Origin of the sequence: Minwuia thermotolerans (assembly GCF_002924445.1) — a bacterium.
Lineage (GTDB): Bacteria > Pseudomonadota > Alphaproteobacteria > Minwuiales > Minwuiaceae > Minwuia > Minwuia thermotolerans.
In genome coordinates this window covers 1-2,467 of record NZ_PIGG01000006.1, presented here as the reverse complement: position 1 = coordinate 2,467, position 2,467 = coordinate 1, and the positions used below count along the sequence as shown (strand labels likewise).

At 64.4% G+C, this 2,467-nt stretch carries 2 protein-coding genes and 1 pseudogene; 1 reads left to right on the top strand and 2 read right to left on the bottom strand.

Annotation, left to right across the window (positions count from 1 at the left end; all coding sequences use genetic code 11):
* Both CWC60_RS00825 and CWC60_RS00820 read right to left on the bottom strand, forming a co-directional pair.
* A partial coding sequence (locus tag CWC60_RS00825; protein WP_164516301.1) for a multicopper oxidase domain-containing protein occupies positions 1-962 on the bottom strand: 962 nt, incomplete at its 3' end.
* Between the two features lie 32 nt (positions 963-994).
* Positions 995-1,591 carry a cupredoxin domain-containing protein gene (locus CWC60_RS00820; protein ID WP_109792165.1) on the bottom strand — a complete coding sequence of 199 codons (597 nt, stop codon included), beginning with the start codon at positions 1,589-1,591 and terminating at the stop codon, positions 995-997.
* Between the two features lie 687 nt (positions 1,592-2,278).
* Between CWC60_RS00820 and CWC60_RS23820 the strand changes: the two are divergent.
* A pseudogene (locus CWC60_RS23820) lies at positions 2,279-2,467 on the top strand (NADH-quinone oxidoreductase subunit A); the annotation flags it as partial.

Here is a 2,467-nt window from a genome sequence, read left to right as displayed (position 1 = left end):
CGGCCATAGGCCGTGCGGCCCATGGATTCGGCGAAGATGGTGTAGGCGCGGTCGTCCTTCGGCTCCACAATGACGTCGAAGGTCTCGGCCACCGCGATGCGGAACTCGTCGACGACGACCGGCTGCACCTCGTTGCCGTCGGCCTGCACCACTGTCATCTCCAGGCCGGGAATGCGGATGTCGAAATAGGTCATCGCCGAGGAGTTGATGAAGCGGAGCCGAACCCGTTCGCCGGGCGAGAACAGGCCTGTCCAGTTCTGCGCCGGTCCCTTGCCGTTGATCAGCGGCGTGAAGCCCTGCAGATCCTCGATGTCCGTCGGCATCATCCGCATGTCGCCCCAGGCCTTGCGGTCGCTCAGGGCCGCACCGAAGCCCTTGTCCTCGGCATCGCCCAGGAAGTCGAACAGCGTCCGCTGTTTCCGGTTGTAGTAGTCCGGCATCATCTTGAGATTGCGCATGATGCGGTTGCCCGAATGGGGGTGCGCATCGGCGAGCTGGACGACGTACTCCCGGTCCCAGGCGTAGGGCTCGGGCTCCTTCGGCTCGATGACGATGGCGCCGTAGGCGCCGTCAGGTTCCTGGAAGCCCGTGTGGCTGTGGAACCAGTAGGTGCCACTCTGCACGATGGGAAAGCGATAGGTGAAAGTCTCGCCGGCCGGAATGCCGGGATAGCTGATACCCGGCACGCCGTCCTGCTGGTAGGGCAGGATCAGCCCGTGCCAGTGGATCGAGGTGCTTTCGGTGAGGTTGTTGGTGACTCTGATGGTCACGTCCTCGCCCTCCCTGAACCGGAGGACAGGCCCGGGGCTGGCCCCGTTGAAACCGACACCCGTGCGGGTGAAATCTCCGGTGTCGATCCCGACCCGGTCGACGGTGATCTCGTACTCGCCCGCCGAGACGGCGCCGGCGCCGGCGCCCAGGACGAGCGTTGCCGCGGCGAGCGCGATTGCGAAATTGCGCATGTGTTGTGTTCCCTGTTTCGGATGAAGAGCGATCATTGGTGCAGCCGGATCGGGCCCTTCATGCCGGATTCGTAATGCCCGGGTACATTGCAGGCGAATTCCAGTTCGGCGTCCGTGTCGAAGGTCCAGACGACCTCACCGCTCTCGCCCGGCTCCAGCAGGATGCTGTTGGCGTGATCGTGGCGCATGCCGTGCTCGCCCATCTTGTCGTGATGGATCCTGTCCGCGCCCAGCACGCCCTTCTGCATCATCTCCATCATCTCGGCCTGATGGGACGAATGCATGGCCGCGGTGGCGATGTTGAACTCGTGAACCAGTTCGCCCTTGTTGGTGACCACGAAGCGGACTGTCTGGCCCTCCTCGATCGTCAGCTTCTCCGGCTCGAAACTGTTGTCGAGCATCGTGATCTCGACCGTGCGGTCGGCATTCGCCGGGTCGCCGGCGTGGCCGATCGAGCGGCGTTCACCTTTGCCATGCTCGCCGTGACCGTGGCCGCCTTCGGCCTTCTCTTGCTTGTGGCCGTGCCCCCCGTCGTGGTTTCCGGCGGCCAGTGCGGGATGGCTCGCGGCGATTCCCAGTGCGGCGCCGGCCGCAACGGCGATGAAACGCAGATTCCTGATGGTAGTCATGAGACAGTTCTCCTGAACGGGCGCACGCGTGGTCTCGCGGACGCCGGAAAGTCATGGCCGCCGGATACCGGCGGACGGTGATCGGTTCAGGAGATGCGTTTCGGAGGTGGCGGAACGGGCCGCAGTTCGCGACCGTCGAAAACGGCCACCGGTCCGGGCTGGCAGGTGTCCCCGCGCCAGGCGTGCGAGGGAGCCGGTGACGCCAGAGCCATGCTGGCGCAATGGCCGTGATCACAGGCCAAGACTAGCGAACAGGGCAGTTCACCGTGATCTATGGCCATGTGATCATTCGGCGCCGAGGCGACGCCGCCGGCATCGTGGCCCGCGTGAGCGGCGAATGCCGTTTCCACGCCGCCGAACGCCAGTGGCGCGAGCAGCAGACAGAGCACGGCCGCAGCGACGTAACGACGAATATTTCGCCACCAGCGCATCATCGGGGAAGCGAACCCCGCACGGCTCGGGCAATCAAGTCAAACGGATGTGAACGATAACACACGGCTAATTCATCCCGTTGGCACACTGTAAAACACTAACGACATAAACGGAATTCACACCTTCCTCCTGATGGAAGGTCAAGGTCATTGTTAGACGTTCCCGCTGTTCTCGCGTCGTTTCGTCCGGACGGCGTTGGCATTTGGCAGGGCGCCACCTAGCTGTAACTGCAACAACCAATAACGAGGGAAGCCGATGGAAACCCTCCTTGGGCCTGCCGTGCTGGTCGCCGTGGCGGTGGGTCTGGCGCTGGCGCTGCAGAAGGTCGGAGGCCGGGCGGGGCTGACCGACCCCGGCCGCGCGCCGTGGCTTGGGGGCGGCACGCCCGAGACGCATGCCTGGCAGCGCTTCCATGTCCGCTACTACCCCATGACGCTGCTCTTC

Excerpts from the sequence above, each read along its gene's own strand:
- CWC60_RS00820 (WP_109792165.1), bottom strand. The coding sequence starts at position 1,591 with ATGACTACCATCAGGAATCTGCGTTTCATCGCCGTTGCGGCCGGCGCC.